Source organism: Thalassotalea marina (assembly GCF_014656435.1).
Classification (GTDB): domain Bacteria; phylum Pseudomonadota; class Gammaproteobacteria; order Enterobacterales; family Alteromonadaceae; genus Thalassotalea_C; species Thalassotalea_C marina.
On record NZ_BNCK01000010.1, the window covers coordinates 135,160 to 153,566 of the forward strand.

The following is an 18,407-nucleotide window of genomic DNA, read 5'->3' on the forward strand; positions in this document are numbered from 1 at the left end:
GAATGAAAAAAATATTTATAAGTGTTCCTACAAAATTGTTGCTGTTGATTATCAGCGCACTTTTGTTAATGAGTATCGGTATATCAACCATGTCTCTGAATAGGTTGAAACAAGAATTCAGAGACTTTCAAATTGAAAAAGTCACACAAGGGCAAAAACAACTCGCCATGCATACGGCTGCACAGCGAGAGCGTTTGAGTTTATGGATTGAATCATTTGCCGATGTTATTGCACTTAATCAGCACAGCAACCCTTCAACGTTAGCGGATGCCTTGTTCCGTCAATATGATGGTTTACAAATGAATCACGCCGTTGAAAATATCTGGTTATTAGATAGTCAGGGGGAACTGAAATATTCAACCACAGAGGTTGACGCTGAAATTAATCAAGCAATCAGCAAAGTGCTTGAAAAGCATGAACCTTATTCACAACTTTATTGTAATGAGGTCTGCTTGCAACTTGTTGTTGTGCCTTTGTTAAATGATAAAGGAGAGTTGTTTGTTGTTGCCATGTCGATGTCGTTAACCGATGTGGTTTTTGCAATTAATCAGTCATTAAAAAGTGAAATTGCGGTAGTTAATGTCTCAGCTGATAATGCCGATGATGACAGTCATTTTAACTTTTTATTTGCCACAAATATGGTCTTTATGACTGATCTTTTTCAGTCATATCCTAAAGATATATCCATTAGTGATTTTAAAGATGCTGGTTTGGAAATTGACTACCAGCAAAAAAGTTATTTGATTAATTTAATGCACCTTGCAACTACATCAGATAAACAGTTTTATTTGGCGTTAGTTGACGATGTTTCTTCAATTAAGCAGCAATATAAACAGCAAGCATTTGAGTTTTTACTGTCTGCGTTACTTATATTCATTGCCTTAGCGGTATTAGTTTATTTTGTTGCCAGCCCGTTTACTAATCGTATCTTAACGTTATCCAGCGCTTTACCTTTGTTAGCAAAAAGGGAATTTGAGCAGTTTCGTCAAATACGTTTAAAAGGCAAACGCATGTTGGCAGATGAGTTAGATATTGTTGCTGATGCGGCCACGGATCTGAGTTATGAACTCGAGCAGCTTAACATTGAAGTCGAACAAAAAACGCAAGAGTTAGAAAATATTGCGATGTATGACCTATTAACGGGTTTGCCTAATCGCAATATGCTGAATTACCAGTTGAAAAAAGCAGTAGCAAATATTGGCATTGCAAAAACAGGTGTGGCAGTTTTATTTCTCGATTTAGATGATTTTAAAAAGGTTAATGATAGTCACGGTCATGGTGAGGGCGACAAACTGTTAATTGAAGCAGCAAATCGCTTGCGAATTTGTGTAAAACATACAGATTTAGCCTGCCGGTTTGGCGGTGATGAATTTGTGATTGTACTTAGCCATATCACCAATATTGAGCAGGTGGTGCCGATTGCTGAAGAAATTCTAGAGCAATTTAAACAGCCTATTCGCATAGGCAGTAGCGTGTTTTACGTGTCGACAAGTATAGGTATTGCATTCAGCGATGAGGAAATTGCTAAACCTGAACAGCTAATCAGCAGAGCCGATATTGCAATGTATGAAGCAAAAGATAATGGCGGTGCTCAATATCATATCTATCACACCGATATGTACCAACGAGTTGCTCATCGAGTGATGATGGAAACGGAAGTTAGACAAGCATTAGCGAAAGGGCAATTTAGTTTAAGCTTACAACCGCAGCTACAAACAGCGACTAAAAAACTATGTGGATTTGAAGCATTACTGCGCTGGAATCATCCTGAAAAAGGTATGATTTCACCAGATGATTTTATTCCTATTTTGGAAAACTCTGAACATATGGTTGAACTGGGTTACTGGGTGATCAGACGGTGTTTTGAAATATCTAGCAATTTACAGCGAAGTGGCTTAACTGACGTGACGGTGTCGATAAACTTATCCGCTGTTCAGTTTATTGATTTCAATCTTACCAACTACCTAAAAGCTTTGTTAGAAGAGTTTCAATTACCAGCATCATGTTTTGAATTAGAGTTAACAGAGCAAACTTTAGTTAAAGATATTGAGCGTGCAATTGAATGTATGCAGGAGTTAAGGTCTATTGGTTTTAGTTTTGCCATTGATGACTTTGGTACTGGATATTCTTCACTTGCTTATATCAAGAAAATGCCGGTTGATGTGATAAAAATTGATAAAAGCTTTGTTTTTGGCATGTTAGAAAATCATGCTGATTATCAGATCATTATGTCTACCATTGCGATGGTGAAAAATTTAGGTTTAGTAGTGGTCGCAGAAGGTGTTGAAAGTAGTGCACAGTTACGCAGTTTAGCGGAAAATGATTGTGATATTATTCAAGGTTATTACTTTTCAAAACCTATACCAGAACATGACTTAGCAGAGTTTTTAGATACACGTATTGCTAATGGGTATTGGAAAATTCAGCCTGCGGTCTGTAAGATTGGCTAAATCAATATTTATCGTTAAAACACTATGACAACTTGGTCTGATTTACTTGCTGCAGAAAAGCAAAAAACTTACTTTACTGATACTTTACAATACGTTGAAGAGCGCAGAGCTCAAGGCATTAATGTATTCCCTCCCAAGGATGAAGTATTTAATGCTTTTAGAACCCCAGAGTTTGATCAAGTTAAAGTGGTTATTTTAGGGCAAGACCCTTACCACGGTGCAGGGCAGGCACACGGTTTGTGTTTTTCTGTTAAACCTGGCGTTAAAGCTCCACCGTCGTTAGTGAATATGTATAAAGAGTTAGCAACTGATATACCAGGGTTTGTTATGCCTAATCATGGGTATTTACAGCCTTGGGCCGAGCAGGGGGTGTTGCTACTTAATACTGTTTTAACAGTGGAAGAGGGCCAAGCACATTCTCATAAACATTTAGGTTGGGAACAATTTACTGATCGCGTTATTGAGGTGTTAAGTGAACACGGCCAAGGCATTGTTTTTTTATTGTGGGGTTCACATGCCCAGAAAAAAGGCAAAAGCATAGACACTAGCAAACATACTGTGTTGAAAGCGCCTCATCCCTCTCCGTTATCAGCACATCGTGGTTTTTTAGGTTGTAAACATTTTTCAACAACCAATAATATTTTGCTCAATCAAGGTAGTGAACCAATTAACTGGCAGGTTTAATACCATAAACCCACCAGTATATCGTGTTGGTTACTGAGCAAAGGACTTGTTTACGTGGGTCGCAAACTCTTCGGCAGCCATAAAACCAGTAACACGTCGTTGATCCAACTCTTTGCCATTTAAATCAAAAAACAAAATTGACGGTAGACCAAACACGTCAAAATGTTCCATTAGCTCAACACTCGTGTCTGAACCTGTGTCAGTTAAATCAATCTGAATTAACCGAGTGTTGGCCAATGCCTGTTGAACAATTGGCTTGGGAAAGGTTTTATGTTCAAACTCTTTACATGCAATACACCAATCAGCATATAGATCCACCATTACAGTTTCGCCATTAGCGTTTGCTGCTTTAACTTCTGCCATAAGTTCAGCTAAGTTACTTACATGTACAAAAGATTTTTCTTGAACTGTTTGCTCGCTATTTTGCAGTGGAGATTGACTTTGCGGTGTTACATAAATAACCAACGCCATTGTGGCAATTAAAACTAATATTGAAGCGATATGACGTTTTATTGATGGTGCTGACGACAAGGTGATATGAATGAAATAGAAACCTGTACTTAACACTAAAGCCAACCAAAGCAATGCAATTACGTTAGCTGAAATAAAGCGTTCTAATAGGAAAATAGGAACGGCTAATAATAATAGGCCAAAAATATTTTTAATTACATTCATCCAGGCACCGGCTTTTGGCAATAATTTACCCCCTGAACTGCCTAAAATAAGCAGTGGTAGTCCCATACCTATGCTTAGTGCATATAGCGCGGCAGCACCTAATGCAACATCTCCCGACTGTGAGATGTAAAGTAGTGCGCCTGTTAGGGGGGCAGTAGTGCAAGGTGATGCAACTAAGCCGGAAATAGCGCCCATGGCTAGAACACCAAAGTATGAGCCAGATTTTTGACTGTTACTTAAATTGTTAAGCTTATTTTGCCAGCTATTTGGTAGGGCTAAATTAAACACACCAAACATAGAAAGAGCTAAAAATATAAACAGTGCGCTAAGGATAATCAGTACAACAGGGTGTTGGAACATAGCTTGAAATTGCGCACCAGCTAGAGCAACAACAATACCGAGCAAGGTATAAGTAATTGCCATTCCCTGTACGTAGAAAAATGACAAACTAAATGCCCGCTTAGTCGAAAGCTGATTTTTTTGGCCTACAATAATCCCTGTTAAAATCGGGTACATAGGAAAAACACAAGGCGTAAACGATAACAATAAACCGCCCAAGAAAAATGCAGCTAAAGTGAGCCAAATATTGTCGCCTGCTAACATTTGCGCAAGTTGGTGTTGCTCACTGGTATTTGAATTATCTGCTGTTTTAGGGGCAGGCTCAGTTGTTTCAGAAGATAAACCCATTTCAGCCAGTACATTTTGGGCACTTGCTGTGACTTTATTTAATTGAATAGTTTTGATTTCTGGCGGATAACACAACCCTTTTTTAGCACAACCTTGATAGCGTATCATCAGTTCAGCGTTATCGCCGATATTCATTAAAGGAATTTTTATCGACAGAGGTGTTTCATAAATCTGCTGTTTACCAAAAAATTCATCTTCGTGGTCAACACCTTGCGGTAATTGATATTCTCCTATAGTGGCATTGCTCGCTTCAATAACAAACTTATTCTTGTACAAGTAATAACCGTCGACAATATCAAAGCTTATTTCAATATGATCAGCATTCTGTGCAAAGTTAAAATTAAATGCCTGATCAGGTTTTAGAAATTCGTTTTCGTTACTAAAAAGTGAAGACGCGGAGGTATCAAAGATAGATTGCTGAACACGAGCTTCTACCGCGTTCGATAACAAAAATACCCATGTAAGGAATACAAGACTAACTAGTTTTTTTATCATCATGTGTTAAAGATTCTTCCAACCATTGTAAATAAGCATGATTACCAGCGGCGATCTCCATCGCAATTATTTCTGGAACATCATAAGGATGAAGTTGTGTGATTTCTCGGCTCAATTGTTCAAATAAACTTTGACGAGTTTTAATTATCAGTTGAACTTCATGATCAATTTCGATTTTCCCTTGCCATTGGTATACGGAACGAACACCGGGTATTACATTGACACACGCAGCCAATTTTAATTCGACCAAGTGTTTAGCAATTTGACTGGCAATCTCATCGTTTGGGCAATTACATAGAACAATTTGATACATAAAGATTACTGAACGAATTTAACAAAGGCTTAATCTAAAGTAATAATTGTGCGCTGTAAATTGCACTCGCTTGAAAAAGACCCGTTCGCCCTCATATTTGTTTCATCGCTGCGAGAGAATTTTATATGTTTCGAATTTTATTTGTTTTATTTGTCATCATTCCCATCATCGAAATTGCCGTCTTAATGCAAGTAGGCGCCTGGCTAGGCGCCTGGCCTACGATAGCTATTGTTGTAATTACCGCTTGGCTTGGCGCAAAAAATGTAAAACAACAAGGCATTGCTACCTTGCAATCAGTTCAAACAAAAATGGCCAATGGCGAAGCCCCTTCCGATGAAATAGTGGCAGGGCTATTATTGTTGGTCGCTGGTGTATTACTGGTAACACCTGGGTTTGTTACTGACTTTTTCGGCTTGAGTTTATTGATTCCTCAAGTTAGAAAAACGTTAATTAAAGCCGTACAATCACAGTTAACGGCAGCTGCAGTAACGCAGAGCCAGTCATTTAGCTTTCATCACCAAACTTCTTTTCATCAATCAGAGATTGAACGTGATAAACAGCCAGGAAACAACCAAGGTCAAACCATTGAAGGCGAGTTTGAGCGCAAAGATTAAAATTTTTTTTATCAAGGGTTGTATTGGCAAAATACGACCCTATTTAATTCTCAACTTTATTTGATAAACAACATTCTCAGGAGAGAAATCAATGAGCATTCGTCCTTTACACGATCGCGTAATTATTAAGCGTAAAGAAGTAGAATCAAAATCTGCTGGCGGCATCGTTTTAACGGGTAGCGCTGCTGAGAAATCTACACGTGGTGAAGTTATCGCGGTAGGTAATGGCCGTATTTTAGAGAACGGCGAAGTTCGCGCTTTAGACGTGAAAGTAGGTGACCAAGTTATCTTTAATGAAGGTTACGGTGTAAAAACTGATAAGATTGATGGCGAAGAAGTATTAATTCTAAGCGAGTCAGATATCTTAGCAATCGTAGAATAATCACCAGTATTCATTAAATCATCACGATTAAGTGAACGTTAGAACAAAATTTATAGGAACAAAACAATGGCAGCAAAAGACGTATTATTTGGTAATGACGCACGTGTAAAAATGCTTAAAGGCGTTAACATCCTAGCTGACGCAGTAAAAGTTACTTTAGGTCCAAAAGGCCGTAACGTAGTACTAGACAAATCATTTGGTGGCCCAACAATCACTAAAGATGGTGTTTCAGTTGCTAAAGAAATCGAACTTGAAGACAAGTTTGAAAATATGGGCGCTCAAATGGTGAAAGAAGTAGCGTCAAAAGCTAATGATGAAGCGGGTGACGGTACAACTACTGCAACAGTATTAGCTCAAGCGATTGTTAACGAAGGTTTAAAATCGATTGCCGCTGGTATGAATCCTATGGATCTTAAACGTGGTATCGATAAAGCAGTTATTGCAGCCGTGGAAGAGCTTAAAGCACTATCTACACCATGTGCTGATAACAAAGCAATCGAGCAAGTAGGTACTATTTCTGCTAACTCTGATACAACAGTAGGTCAAATCATTGCTACAGCAATGGATCGTGTAGGTGCAGAAGGTGTTATCACTGTTGAAGAAGGTCAAGCATTAACAGACGAGCTTGACGTTGTTGAAGGTATGCAGTTTGACCGTGGTTACTTATCACCATATTTCATCAACAACCAAGAAAACGGTAGTGTTGAATTAGAAAATCCATTCATCTTACTTGTAGACAAGAAAGTGTCTAACATTCGTGAATTATTAACGACGTTAGAAGCGGTTGCTAAAGCAGGTAAGCCATTACTTATCATTGCTGAAGATGTTGAAGGTGAAGCACTTGCTACACTAGTAGTAAACAACATGCGCGGTATCGTTAAAGTTGCAGCGGTTAAAGCGCCTGGCTTTGGTGACCGTCGTAAAGCAATGTTACAAGACATCGCTACGTTAACAGCTGGTACAGTTATCTCTGAAGAGATCGGTATGGAACTTGAAAAAGCTTCATTAGAAGATCTTGGTCAAGCGAAGCGTGTTGTTATCTCTAAAGACAACACAACAATCATTGACGGTATCGGTGAAGAAGCTGACATTCAAGCACGTGTTGCACAAATTCGTGGTCAAATTGAAGAAACAACGTCTGATTACGACAAAGAAAAACTTCAAGAGCGTTTAGCTAAACTTGCTGGCGGTGTAGCCGTTATTAAAGTTGGCGCAGCAACTGAAGTTGAAATGAAAGAGAAAAAAGCACGTGTTGAAGATGCACTTCACGCTACTCGCGCAGCAGTAGAAGAAGGTGTTGTAGCTGGTGGTGGTGTTGCCCTAGTACGTGTAGCTGAGAAGATTAAAAACCTTCAAGGTGACAACGAAGACCAAGCACACGGCATTAACGTTGCCCTTCGTGCAATGGAAGCGCCACTTCGTCAAATCGTGTCAAACTGTGGTGAAGAAGCATCAGTAGTATTAAACGAAGTACGCAACGGTGAAGGTAACTTTGGTTACAACGCAGGTAACGGTGCATACGGCGACATGATCGAGATGGGTATCTTAGATCCAGCTAAAGTAACTCGTTCAGCCTTACAGTTTGCTGCATCAGTAGCTGGCTTAATGTTAACAACTGAAGCTATGGTGACAGATGCTCCAGTTAAAGACGCTCCTGCAATGCCTGATATGGGTGGCATGGGTGGTATGGGCGGCATGGGTGGTATGATGTAAGCCAGCCTAGCGCTTAAAGTACTTTGAAAAACCCGCTTTGGCGGGTTTTTTTCTGTCTTAACTTTGCTTACTTGTTGTGTTTTTGACAACCATATATTCGCTATTGTGTTAGATGGTATGTTTTTTTTGAGAGAAGGTAACAATTAAATACATATATTTTTAGAAAACTGCGGTCTAATATAGGGAATAGTATTTATTGGTTAAAAGCCGATAAATCGTAAAACGGAGGATAATTCTATGAAGAAACTACATTTTGTTGTAATTACCTATTTGTCATCTATGCTGCTCGCGCCATCCGTTTTAGCCGGCACTAGTGAAGTGACTTGGACTAATCCTGAAAAATATCGCGATATTGATCCGGGCGATAGTCATCGCGAAAAATTTAAGCGTCAAATATTTAGCAACTTTGAAAAACATTTCGCTAAATTAGCAAAGGCCTTACCTGAAGGACAAGTGCTTAAAATTAATGTTACCGATGTTGACTTGGCGGGTGACGCTAAATTTAATATGGAACGTATTCGCATAGTCAGAGATATATACTTTCCCCGCTTAGAGTTTTCTTATGAGGTTGTTGATGCCTCGGGCAATACCTTACACTCCGGTGAAGAAAACTTGAAAGATATGAGCTTTATGATGCGAGGCGGTGCTAAATATGGCAACGATTTGCTAAGTTATGAAAAACGTATGTTAGATGATTGGTTTAGAGATACGTTTAAAAGCTAAAGAAAAGCCAGCAATTGCTGGCTTTTTTATTGGCCGCTATAGGTTTGTTCAAAGTTACCCAATACAGTAAAAAGTTGTTCAATTTTTTTAACCAATGCAATTAAGCTGCTTTGGTCTTTGCTTTGTTGCCAAGACAATAATTCGTCTGCAACTTCTTCAACATAAGGTTGAAAGGTATTTGCTTTGACATTAAAGCCGGCGTCTGCGGTGAATATATTGTCAAATTTCGCCATTTTCTTTTCGCGAAGATCCGCTAGTGTGGCGTCAGCTGCTAAAGATTTTTTTAAAATGATTGAAATGTTTTCAATAAGTTGCTGGTTAACTGCGTCGCTCATAATATCTATTCATTAAAAATTTTCGCTATTATGCCAGTTTTAATGGCGTTTTGTTAGGCTCTCCAGCAATTTCTCTAACCACTTTGGGCATTAAAAAGCCTGGTAAAGTTGCCATTAATTCTTTTATTAAGCTATCAACCTTTTGTTCAGATAAATCAAAATGAGCTACGCCTTGAACTTTATCAAATAGATGCAAGTAGTAGGGCATGATCCCGTTGTCAAATAAGCGCTCACTGAGCTGGCATAGTGTTGCACAATCGTCATTAATTCCCTTGAGTAACACGCTTTGGTTTAATAGTGGAATACGTTTTTCTATTAAGGGCTCAATCGCGTTGATGACAGTTTGATCTATTTCATTGGCGTGATTGATATGAAAAACTATCGTCGGTTTTAATCGTGTATTAGCTAACATGGCAACAAGCGCTGGTGTAATGCGCCTAGGTATAACAATAGGTAAGCGGGTGTGAATTCTAAGGCGTGTAACATGCGATATCGCTTCAATTTCACTGATTAACCAATGTAAATGTTGATCGTTAGCCATGAGTGGATCGCCACCACTAAATATCACTTCATTAATTTCGTCGTGTTGAGCGATGTAATCTAATGCTGAACGCCACCTTTGTTTATTGGGGCTATTGTCAGCGTATGGAAAATGACGTCGAAAACAGTAGCGACAATTAACGGCACATCCGGACTTCACGATCATAAGCACCCGATGTTTATATTTATGCAGCAAACCTTCAGCTACCGTATCGTGTTCTTCTAGAGGGTCGGTGCTAAAACCATCGGTCACAATAAACTCATCAGATAATGGCATTACTTGTTTTAGCAGCGGATCATTAAAGTCACCTTTTTGCATGCGTTTGATGAAAGGTTTGGGTACTCGTACAGGAAAAAGCTTACGCGCTTTAAAGTGCGCGAGGTAGTCTGCTACCGGAATTTCAAGCTGTTCTAGCAGTATTTTGGGGTCAGTAACCACATCAGCTAACTCTTTTTGCCACGAAGTGTGCAAATTATCGTTAATTTGGGTTATTATCTGCGTCATTTATAAATTCAATCTCTCGGAAGTAAAGCGAGTAATTATGGCTTCTTACAGTACAAACCAATTTAAAGCTGGTCTAAAGCTTATGATAGACGGCGAACCTTGCAATATTCTTGAAAATGAAATCGTAAAGCCAGGTAAAGGCCAAGCGTTCAACCGTGTGAAAATTCGTAAACTGATTTCTGGTAAAGTTTTAGAAAAAACTTTTAAGTCAGGTGACTCGGTTGAAGGTGCAGATGTCATGGATTCAGATCTAGGCTACTTGTATGCCGATGGCGAATTCTGGCATTTTATGAATAATGAAACCTTTGAGCAAGTTGCAGCTGACGAAAAAGCGGTTGGCGATATGGCAAAATGGTTGGTTGAAGGTGACCCATGTACCATTACTTTTTGGAATGGTAACCCGATTTCAGTTACACCACCAAACTTTGTTGAAATTGAAATTACCGAAACAGATCCTGGTTTAAAAGGTGATACAGCAGGCACAGGTGGTAAGCCAGCGACATTAGCAACAGGCGCTGTTGTACGTGTACCTTTATTTGTACAAATTGGTGAAGTAGTTAAAGTAGATACTCGCTCAGGAGAATATGTTTCTCGAGCTGGCAAATAAGCCAAGTTATTGTTACATCACCCTATAAAAAACTCGCTAATTAGCGAGTTTTTTTCTTTTAGCTTCTTGGTGAATATCGATAATGTGGCTTTTCTTCAGGCCAGCTACTTAGCGGAAATGGATATTTATCTGAGTTTAATGTTAAAAACTGATTAATTTGGTAAATATAGTTATTAAGGCTAAAACCAAAACGTTTTAACGCGGTGTTAGGTTTGCCTGTAACCAACAAACAAACAAATTGAAAAACGGCGATAATAGTAATTAAAAAACGAGCAAACCCTGCGACAAAACCAAACAATAACATAAACAATCCACGCATCCAGGTATTTGCGCTTTGCCAGTTCTTCTTCGAATCTGAGTTAACATCTCTCATATATCACCCCTTATGTTGTTCTGTTATTGTCATTGCAAAATAAAAACCAATTATATTTATTTAAATATATCAGATGGTTATGGAGCTTGTGGACGGGCGGAGCTTAAAGATAAAACTAATACTTGGTTAAATTGACTAGTTAGTATTAGTGGATTTGACGAAAACAGTAATGTTTAAAAAAATAAAAGCCCACGCAAAGGTGGGCTTTTAAATTTTTAAAAAAGTAAGAAAACTATTTAGCTCGATTCATTAGATTTTTGTCGAAGTAATTTGTTTTCATCGTTTGTAAGTGCAACGTAGTACCTTGACCTTCCCATAAACCGTGGCTTCGGTTTGGATACGACATAAAGTCAAATTGTTTATTGTGTTTAACTAATTCGTTAATTAAACGCTCTGCACCCTGGTAATGTACGTTATCGTCACCGGTACCATGTACTAACAACAAGTTGCCTTGTAAGTTTTTAGCATGAGTGATCGGTGAACCTTGTTTATACCCTTCTTCATATTCAGGTAATAGGCCTGAATAACGTTCTTGATAAATGGTATCGTACAGCTTTTGATCTGGCACTGGTGCCAATGAAATGCCTACATGGTATTGTTCTGGGTAGCGAAATAGCATGTTTAGTGTCATTGAACCACCGCCTGAATGACCCCAAATGCCAACACGGTCAGTATCGATATAATCCCAGCGTTTTGCCATTTCGGTTAGTGCATCTGACTGATCACGTGAAGAAAGCACACCTACGGCGCCATATACTTGTTTACGCCAGTGTCTGCCTTTCGGTGCACGTGTACCACGGTTATCAATTGAAGCGACCAAATAACCTTTTTCAGTCATCATTTGATCCCACAAGTAAGAATTGCCGCGCCAGCTATCTTGCACTGTTTGACCCCAAGCTTCACCATAAACGTAGAAAATAATTGGATATTTTTTCTTAGGATCAAAGTCTGCAGGACGCATGATGTAGCCATCAAGTACCGTACCGTCACGCGCTGTTACCTGGAAAAATTCATGACTTGGTTTATTTAGCGTAGCAAGTTTTGCTTTGAGTTCTTTGTTATCCATCAACATGTGCTTTTCTTGATGGTTTTCAAGACGGACTAAACGTTTAGTTGAAGGCTGATCAAAGCTCGAATGTGTGTGGATAGCCCATTGACCATCTGGTGACATATGATAGCTGTTACTGCCAGCAAAACTCTCAGGTGTTATTTGTTGATTGACCACACTGCCATCTAGTTTACTTCTAAATAAGTAACGCTGACTTACATCTTTAGGAGATGCAATGTAATACAACCAGCCGCTGTCTTCATCAACTGCTTGAATACTGACAATATCGAACTCACCAGGTGTTAAATCAATTTTGCTTTTACCATCGCGAGAAATGCTATAAAAGTGGCGCCAACCAGAGGCTTCACTGGTCCATAGGAAACGCTTACCGTTATCAATCCACTTGGCATCAGTAATACCGTCAAGAAAGGCATCATCACGCTCTGTGTAAATGACTTTAGATTTACCGGTACTAGCATTGGCCAAGTATAATTTGTCAGTATCTTGCTTACGGTTTAAGTGCTGAACAAGAACTTCTTTACTGTTACCCGACCAGTTCATACGAGGAATGTACATATCGCGTGAATTGTTAGGTAAATCAGCCCATGTTGTTTTTTGTGTTGCTAAATCGACAATACCAATTTTAGCTAAGGCGTTAGTTTCACCTACTTTTGGATATGGGAATTTAGTGATGGTTGGGTAAAGTTCATCTGTGTTATTAATCATGATGAAGTCTTTGCTGCCTGTCGTGTCTAATTGCCAATAGGCAATTTTTTTACCGTCAGGGCTCCAACGGAAACCATCACGAATAGTAAACTCTTCTTCATATACCCAATCAAATAATCCATTGATCACACCGTTACCAGCGTCATTCGTTAATTGTGTGATTTTATTTGATGTTAGGTTTTCGACGTAAATATTGTCACCAGTAACATAAGCGACACGGGTTCCATCAGGTGAAAACTTAGCAAACATTAAGCTGCTTGGCTTAACTTTGTTACCACCGAGTTGTTCTAATTCGCCAGTTTTTAGATTTAATACCCAGTAATCACCGCGGCTGTTTGAACGCCATACGCGTTTACTATTAGTGTATATAAGTAACTGTTGGCGATCGTCAGACCAAATGTAGTCGTGAATTGCGAGTGGTTTATCTGCACCTTTTGGCGTTAATTGTTCGGCAGAAACTAATACTTCGCCTTTTAGTGTTTCAGGATCGTATAACACGATATCACGACCAATTGGTACCTGCTTACCTTTGTCATCTGCTTTTGTCGTTTTAGATTTTTCAACTGCGGTATAACCAGAGCCATCTTCTAACCAGCGAATTTGGCCAATGTAATCTGACCTAAATTCATAGTCCTTGTAAATGCGATCAAGGGTTAATTTATTTTGCTGTTGTTCAACACTTGTTGGTTGTGCGCTAGTGGTTTCTTCTGTTGCCTGACATGCCATCAATGAAGAAGTAATAGCTACACTTATTAATAGTTTTTTGAGTGTAGGTAATTGCATGGATATTTTTCCTTTTGATAATCGCTTTACTTTAAATTGTATACAATTCAAAGGCAATCATTTGCGATGGAATAACGCGATATCAAGGTGAATAAAATTTTGTTAAAACGCTTGAATTTTGTTGTTTATTGCCGCATCTATAGATGACATTTTCTTTAAATTCAAATCATCATGAGTAAAGCACTAGACATTACCGGCTTAAAAAAAACGTATAAAGGTGGCTTTCAGGCATTGAAGGGTATCGACCTTAGTGTAAACCAAGGTGATTTTTTTGCGTTACTTGGCCCAAATGGAGCGGGTAAATCAACCACGATAGGTATTATTACCTCCTTAGTGAATAAATCTGAAGGTCAGGTCAAAGTATTTGGCTATGACATTGACAGTGATTTAGAAACCGCTAAAAGCCATATTGGCTTAGTACCGCAAGAGTTTAACTTTAATCAATTTGAGTCACTTACTAAAATTTTAGTGAATCAAGCTGGTTATTACGGCGTTGAGCGAGCTACCGCTCATCAGCGTGCTGAAAAATATCTTAAACAACTCGATTTGTGGGATAAACGCGATAATGCTGCTCGTATGTTATCTGGTGGCATGAAAAGGCGTTTAATGATAGCTCGAGCCTTGATGCATGAGCCACAAATACTGATCCTCGATGAACCTACAGCCGGTGTTGATATTGAATTACGACGCTCAATGTGGGAGTTTTTGCGAGAGCTTAATAAACAAGGCATAACCATTATCTTAACCACACACTATTTAGAAGAAGCGGAAATGTTGTGCCGTAATATCGCCATTATTGATTCTGGTGTTATTGTGGAAAACACTGATATGAAGTCGCTTTTAGCTAAGCTAGATATGGAAACCTTTGTACTGGATTTAAAAGCTGGCAGCCCAGCCCCTCAAATTCAAGGTTTTTGCTCACGAGTTATTGATGATCATACCTTGGAAGTCGATGTAAGAAAGTCGCAACGCATCAATGATGTGTTTCAACAGTTAAGTGAACAAAATATCGATGTGCAAAGCATGCGAAATAAAAGTAACCGCCTTGAAGAGCTTTTTGTCAGCTTGGTTGGCTCTGGTGAACAAGAGGGAGAAAAGTAATATGTCGTCTGCTCGTAACATGATTGCATTAAAAAGTATTTTACATAAAGAAACCCATCGTTTTATGCGTATTTGGGTGCAAACATTGGTGCCACCTGCAATTACCATAAGTTTATATTTTGTTATTTTTGGCTCTCTTATTGGTTCACGCATTGGTAAAATGGGGGGCTTTGATTACATGGCCTTTATTGTGCCTGGATTAATCATGATGAGTGTTATTACTAATTCTTATTCTAACGTTGCCTCATCATTTTTTAGTGCTAAATGGCAACGTAACGTTGAAGAAATGTTAGTGGCGCCTGTACCAAATTGGGTCATTGTGGCTGGGTATGTCGGTGGAGGTATGGCCCGAGGTATTCTTGTTGGCTTAATCGTGACAATTATCGCCATGTTTTTTACCGATATTCAAATTTACAATATTTGGGTGATCATCTTAACGGTAGCTCTTACATCAGCAACTTTTTCATTGGGAGGATTAATCAACGCTGTGTATGCGGGCAGCTTTGATGATATTTCTATTATTCCAACATTTGTATTAACACCACTAACTTACTTGGGTGGTGTGTTCTATTCTATTAGTTTATTACCTGAATTTTGGCAGGGAGTGTCTCAACTTAACCCTATCGTTTATATGGTTAACGCTTTCCGCTATGGCTTCTTGGGTATTAGTGATGTGAGTTTAACATTAGCTTTTAGCGTACTAGGCGCGTTTATCGTCACCCTATATGCTATTGCTATGTATTTAATCACCAAAGGTATTGGGTTACGTAGTTAATGAATAATGATATGCAGGGCGATTCAAAAGCGATCGTCAGTAATCAAATGGGTGTGCATGATAAACTCGAAGAGATTGTCAAAAAACATCTGGCACATAGATCTCGCAAGCCTTATCAAGAGCATACCTTAGCTGCTTTTGAACAAGTGGCAAACCGTGTGGCTCAACACCAGGGAGATATTATCCTTGATTCATGTTGTGGCGTTGGTCAAAGCACTCGGTTACTCGCTAAACGTAACCCAGATGCGCTAGTTATTGGTGTTGATAAATCTGCACATCGCTTAGGTAAAAATGATCAAGAACTAACGGAAAAAACAGAGACCAGCGATATCGATAACTTTATGTTGGTAAGGGCAGATCTCAATGACCTCTATCGCCTTATTGAGCAGCAAGACTGGTTGATCAAAAAACACTATATCTTATACCCAAATCCATGGCCTAAATCTAAACATGTGCAACGACGTTGGCATGGCAGTGCAGTATTTCCGGAAATTATTAGTATTGGTGAAACCATCACCTTGCGAAGCAACTGGAAGTTGTATTTAGAGGAGTTTTTATTAGCGGCGGAGCTCGCGGGTAGAAAGGGCACATTAACCGCTGTTAAAGATCAGTTACCATTGACTCCTTTTGAGGCTAAGTATCAAGCTAGTGGCCAACAGTGTTGGCAATTAGAGATTGTTTGATAACAGGTAAAGTGTGAAAAAGATAAAAATTTGTTAGTCATATTGACCAAATTTCGCTTTTTTACACACTACAAAGAGCTTGGGTTTTTACTGGGTTGTGGTAAAAGTTCTTTTAAATCAGCTGTTTAAAAAGTTGGCGTGCACTTTGATTATTGTTGACTACAGTTAAGCAAATTGTAGGGAATTAAAAATGACTAACAATATCAAAAAAAATGTATTGATGATGGCGTTAAGTAGCTTAGCAATCGTTGAGCTTGGTATCGTCTATTTAGCTACATTAATGTGATCGCAATGGCAAATATCGCGTTAGATGCGCGAAAAAAGCAAGACATTTACATCAAATTTTATTAAAGTGCCGCACTTATACCAGTTTACAATCTTATTGGTTTTTGAAACTGTCATTTAACCTAAGCATTAACAAATTAACTACTAGTGCAATATATGGCTACAAGTAAACGTGCGGCAAAAGCGACTCAAGAGTCGTTACATCGTATTTTCACCATTCCAGAGGCGCCTGACTCAACCTTAGGTCGCATTGAACAAGAGATCTCGCAAAACCTTGCGGGTTTTTTGGGCGATCATATCGCTGCAAAAGAAATTGCACTTTCCGAAATAGAAAAAGACTTCGCCTGTTCACAAATCCCTGAAGATCCATCGTTTGTATCTGATCATATGCATCATTTGTTAGACAAACTTGTTGCGCAGTCTGTTCATACCTCAAGTCCCAGCTTTATTGGGCATATGACTTCAGCTTTACCTTACTTTTTGTTACCACTATCTAAATTGATGGTAGGACTAAATCAAAATTTAGTTAAAATTGAGACATCAAAAGCTTTCACGCCACTTGAGCGTCAGGTTTTAGGTATGATGCATCGCTTGGTTTATGGCTACCAAGATGATTTTTATCAGCAGTGGATGCACAGCGCAGATCATTCCTTAGGAGCGTTTTGCTCTGGCGGTACTGTTGCAAATATCACGGCACTTTGGGTTGCGCGCAATAACTTGTTAAAGCCAGAAGGTGAGTTTAAAGGTGTTGCGCGACAAGGCTTGTACGCTGCCTTAAAACACTATCAATATGATGGTGTTGCCATTCTTGTTTCTAAACGTGGTCATTATTCACTGAAAAAAGCAGCTGATGTCTTAGGCATTGGCCAAGACAGTGTTATCGCTATTCCAACTGATCAGCATAACAAGATTGATTGCGTTGCCCTTAAAGCCAAATGTGAAGAATTAAGTGCTAAGAATATTCGTGTTATGAGTATTGTTGGCGTTGCAGGAACAACAGAAACCGGCAATATTGACCCGCTAACTGAAATGGCTGCAATAGCAAAACACTATGACTGTCATTTTCATGTTGATGCAGCATGGGGTGGAGCAACACTTTTATCAAATAAACACCGGAACTTGTTAGCTGGTATCGAGTTAGCAGACTCCGTCACCATTGATGCCCACAAACAAATGTATGTGCCAATGGGCGCTGGACTGGTGGTTTTTAAAAACCCAGCGTCGGTTGCATCAATTGAACATCATGCTGAATACATTTTACGTAAGGGTTCAAAAGATTTAGGATCTCATACCTTAGAGGGCTCTCGCCCTGGCATGGCAATGTTGGTATATGCTAGTTTGCACATTATCAGCCGTCCGGGCTATGAGTTACTGATTAATCAGAGCATTGATAAGGCCAAGTACTTTGCTGATATTATTGAGGCCCATCCAGATTTTGAGTTAATTTCAAAGCCTGAGCTATGTTTGCTGACCTATCGTTACAATCCTGCAAAGATTCAGCAAGGCATCGATAAATTAACTGCTGACAAACAGTTAGAAGTAAATAAACTACTCGATAAGTTAACTAAGTATATTCAAAAGCGCCAACGTGAAAATGGTAAGTCGTTTGTTTCTCGTACCCGTATTGAGGTTGAGAAATACCAAGGACGTAAAACACTTGTCTTTCGTGTTGTGTTAGCAAATCCTTTAACCTCTGATGATATTTTGCAAGATGTATTATCAGAGCAAGCTGAGTTGGCACTTGAAAGCCAACGTTTCCTGCCCAAATTATTTAAGTTAGTACAGCAGTAATTACGCTGATATTACCCACTGAATTTTAAAGATTTTATAAGTTGTTGTTGAATAATATTTACACATTTAGCTTTCGTCATGAAAGCTAAATGTTTCGTTATGCTTACATAATGAAAGTT

General features: G+C 38.9%; 17 protein-coding genes. 11 read left to right on the top strand and 6 right to left on the bottom strand.

What is annotated here, in order from left to right:
- Nucleotides 1-2: 2 nt before the first annotated feature.
- Nucleotides 3-2,450, top strand: coding sequence for a bifunctional diguanylate cyclase/phosphodiesterase (locus IE199_RS19025; RefSeq protein ID WP_189773844.1), 2,448 nt, complete (start codon nt 3-5; stop codon nt 2,448-2,450).
- 24 nt (nt 2,451-2,474) lie between these two features.
- Complete coding sequence (gene ung / locus IE199_RS19030; RefSeq protein ID WP_189773846.1) at nt 2,475-3,134, top strand: uracil-DNA glycosylase; 660 nt, start codon at nt 2,475-2,477, stop codon at nt 3,132-3,134.
- Between the two features lie 30 nt (nt 3,135-3,164).
- On the opposite strand, the gene IE199_RS19035 is transcribed toward ung, so the two are convergent.
- On the bottom strand, nt 3,165-4,994 hold the full coding sequence (locus IE199_RS19035; RefSeq protein ID WP_189773848.1) for a protein-disulfide reductase DsbD: 1,830 nt from the start codon (nt 4,992-4,994) through the stop codon (nt 3,165-3,167).
- Nucleotides 4,972-5,304: a divalent-cation tolerance protein CutA gene (gene cutA / locus IE199_RS19040; protein ID WP_189773850.1), complete on the bottom strand. Its 333-nt coding sequence runs from the start codon at nt 5,302-5,304 to the stop codon at nt 4,972-4,974. The genes IE199_RS19035 and cutA overlap by 23 nt, the downstream gene beginning before the upstream one ends.
- Before the next feature lie 125 nt (nt 5,305-5,429).
- Here cutA and IE199_RS19045 point away from each other — a divergent pair, with 125 nt between their 5' ends.
- The 4 genes from IE199_RS19045 to IE199_RS19060 all read left to right on the top strand — a co-directional run bounded on the left by IE199_RS19045 (nt 5,430) and on the right by IE199_RS19060 (nt 8,736).
- Nucleotides 5,430-5,918 carry an FxsA family protein gene (locus IE199_RS19045; protein ID WP_189773852.1) on the top strand — a complete coding sequence of 163 codons (489 nt, stop codon included), beginning with the start codon at nt 5,430-5,432 and terminating at the stop codon, nt 5,916-5,918.
- Nucleotides 5,919-6,009: 91 nt separating this feature from the next.
- Complete coding sequence (locus IE199_RS19050; protein ID WP_189773854.1) at nt 6,010-6,300, top strand: co-chaperone GroES; 291 nt, start codon at nt 6,010-6,012, stop codon at nt 6,298-6,300.
- A 66-nt stretch (nt 6,301-6,366) separates the two neighbouring features.
- Nucleotides 6,367-8,013: a chaperonin GroEL gene (groL, locus tag IE199_RS19055; RefSeq protein WP_189773856.1), complete on the top strand. Its 1,647-nt coding sequence runs from the start codon at nt 6,367-6,369 to the stop codon at nt 8,011-8,013.
- Between the two features lie 237 nt (nt 8,014-8,250).
- Nucleotides 8,251-8,736 carry a DUF3016 domain-containing protein gene (locus IE199_RS19060; protein ID WP_189773859.1) on the top strand — a complete coding sequence of 162 codons (486 nt, stop codon included), beginning with the start codon at nt 8,251-8,253 and terminating at the stop codon, nt 8,734-8,736.
- Nucleotides 8,737-8,762: 26 nt separating this feature from the next.
- Here IE199_RS19060 and IE199_RS19065 read toward each other — a convergent pair whose 3' ends face one another.
- Both IE199_RS19065 and epmB read right to left on the bottom strand, forming a co-directional pair.
- Nucleotides 8,763-9,071, bottom strand: coding sequence for a hypothetical protein (locus tag IE199_RS19065; RefSeq protein WP_189773861.1), 309 nt, complete (start codon nt 9,069-9,071; stop codon nt 8,763-8,765).
- A 28-nt stretch (nt 9,072-9,099) separates the two neighbouring features.
- A complete protein-coding gene (epmB, locus tag IE199_RS19070) occupies nt 9,100-10,116 on the bottom strand; it encodes an EF-P beta-lysylation protein EpmB (RefSeq protein WP_189773864.1) in 1,017 nt (338 codons plus the stop codon).
- 37 nt (nt 10,117-10,153) lie between these two features.
- Here epmB and efp point away from each other — a divergent pair, with 37 nt between their 5' ends.
- The gene (efp, locus tag IE199_RS19075; RefSeq protein ID WP_189773866.1) at nt 10,154-10,723 is read left to right on the top strand and encodes an elongation factor P; all 570 of its coding nucleotides are present in this window, start codon (nt 10,154-10,156) and stop codon (nt 10,721-10,723) included.
- 58 nt (nt 10,724-10,781) lie between these two features.
- Here efp and IE199_RS19080 read toward each other — a convergent pair whose 3' ends face one another.
- Complete coding sequence (locus IE199_RS19080; RefSeq protein WP_189773868.1) at nt 10,782-11,096, bottom strand: DUF4389 domain-containing protein; 315 nt, start codon at nt 11,094-11,096, stop codon at nt 10,782-10,784.
- Between the two features lie 232 nt (nt 11,097-11,328).
- On the bottom strand, nt 11,329-13,653 hold the full coding sequence (locus IE199_RS19085) for a S9 family peptidase (RefSeq protein ID WP_189773870.1): 2,325 nt from the start codon (nt 13,651-13,653) through the stop codon (nt 11,329-11,331).
- 171 nt (nt 13,654-13,824) lie between these two features.
- On the opposite strand from IE199_RS19085, the gene IE199_RS19090 reads away from it, so the two are divergent.
- From IE199_RS19090 to panP, 4 genes are all read left to right on the top strand, one after another.
- Nucleotides 13,825-14,754, top strand: coding sequence for an ABC transporter ATP-binding protein (locus tag IE199_RS19090; RefSeq protein WP_189773872.1), 930 nt, complete (start codon nt 13,825-13,827; stop codon nt 14,752-14,754).
- 1 nt (nt 14,755) lies between these two features.
- Nucleotides 14,756-15,529, top strand: coding sequence for an ABC transporter permease (locus tag IE199_RS19095; RefSeq protein ID WP_189773874.1), 774 nt, complete (start codon nt 14,756-14,758; stop codon nt 15,527-15,529).
- A complete protein-coding gene (gene trmB, locus IE199_RS19100) occupies nt 15,529-16,212 on the top strand; it encodes a tRNA (guanine(46)-N(7))-methyltransferase TrmB (protein WP_189773876.1) in 684 nt (227 codons plus the stop codon). The genes IE199_RS19095 and trmB overlap by 1 nt, the downstream gene beginning before the upstream one ends.
- 441 nt (nt 16,213-16,653) lie before the next feature.
- Nucleotides 16,654-18,288, top strand: coding sequence for a pyridoxal-dependent aspartate 1-decarboxylase PanP (gene panP / locus IE199_RS19105; RefSeq protein ID WP_189773878.1), 1,635 nt, complete (start codon nt 16,654-16,656; stop codon nt 18,286-18,288).
- Nucleotides 18,289-18,407 lie beyond the last annotated feature (119 nt).

Bases quoted from the DNA above. Each gene is read 5' to 3' on its own strand.
- efp (WP_189773866.1), top strand. From the start codon at position 10,154: ATGGCTTCTTACAGTACAAACCAATTTAAAGCTGGTCTAAAGCTTATG.
- ung (WP_189773846.1), top strand. From the start codon at position 2,475: ATGACAACTTGGTCTGATTTACTTGCTGCAGAAAAGCAAAAAACTTAC.
- IE199_RS19045 (WP_189773852.1), top strand. From the start codon at position 5,430: ATGTTTCGAATTTTATTTGTTTTATTTGTCATCATTCCCATCATCGAA.
- IE199_RS19090 (WP_189773872.1), top strand. From the start codon at position 13,825: ATGAGTAAAGCACTAGACATTACCGGCTTAAAAAAAACGTATAAAGGT.
- IE199_RS19035 (WP_189773848.1), bottom strand. From the start codon at position 4,994: ATGATGATAAAAAAACTAGTTAGTCTTGTATTCCTTACATGGGTATTT.
- groL (WP_189773856.1), top strand. From the start codon at position 6,367: ATGGCAGCAAAAGACGTATTATTTGGTAATGACGCACGTGTAAAAATG.
- IE199_RS19095 (WP_189773874.1), top strand. From the start codon at position 14,756: ATGTCGTCTGCTCGTAACATGATTGCATTAAAAAGTATTTTACATAAA.
- panP (WP_189773878.1), top strand. From the start codon at position 16,654: ATGGCTACAAGTAAACGTGCGGCAAAAGCGACTCAAGAGTCGTTACAT.
- IE199_RS19060 (WP_189773859.1), top strand. From the start codon at position 8,251: ATGAAGAAACTACATTTTGTTGTAATTACCTATTTGTCATCTATGCTG.
- IE199_RS19050 (WP_189773854.1), top strand. From the start codon at position 6,010: ATGAGCATTCGTCCTTTACACGATCGCGTAATTATTAAGCGTAAAGAA.
- IE199_RS19025 (WP_189773844.1), top strand. From the start codon at position 3: ATGAAAAAAATATTTATAAGTGTTCCTACAAAATTGTTGCTGTTGATT.
- cutA (WP_189773850.1), bottom strand. From the start codon at position 5,304: ATGTATCAAATTGTTCTATGTAATTGCCCAAACGATGAGATTGCCAGT.
- IE199_RS19085 (WP_189773870.1), bottom strand. From the start codon at position 13,653: ATGCAATTACCTACACTCAAAAAACTATTAATAAGTGTAGCTATTACT.
- trmB (WP_189773876.1), top strand. From the start codon at position 15,529: ATGAATAATGATATGCAGGGCGATTCAAAAGCGATCGTCAGTAATCAA.
- IE199_RS19080 (WP_189773868.1), bottom strand. From the start codon at position 11,096: ATGAGAGATGTTAACTCAGATTCGAAGAAGAACTGGCAAAGCGCAAAT.
- IE199_RS19065 (WP_189773861.1), bottom strand. From the start codon at position 9,071: ATGAGCGACGCAGTTAACCAGCAACTTATTGAAAACATTTCAATCATT.
- epmB (WP_189773864.1), bottom strand. From the start codon at position 10,116: ATGACGCAGATAATAACCCAAATTAACGATAATTTGCACACTTCGTGG.